The 229-nt window shown below is 66.8% G+C and carries 1 protein-coding gene; it reads right to left on the reverse strand.

The features are described 5' to 3' along the window. Window positions 1-229: hypothetical protein (locus SB658_RS28240; protein ID WP_410603927.1), on the reverse strand; the 229-nt coding region annotated here is incomplete at both ends.

Raw genomic sequence — 229 nt, forward strand, 5'->3', positions numbered from 1 at the left:
GCAGCTGCTGCGTGGACCACAGTTCGTCGGCGTCGAACGCCTGCGAGAAGCGCACATATGCGTGCCCGGCATCGGGGATCGAGTTGAAGTTGACGGTCCACACCGAGGGCGAGCCCGGCTCGATCTCGGCAATGTTCTTCGTCCAGCCCTCGGGGGCATGGGGAGTGACGACGGTGCGCTCGTACTGGTCGGCGACCTGCGCCGCGATCGCATCGACATCGGGCTGGGG

The organism is Bacillus sp. SIMBA_008, from assembly GCF_046535495.1.
GTDB lineage: Bacteria > Bacillota > Bacilli > Bacillales > Bacillaceae > Bacillus > Bacillus subtilis.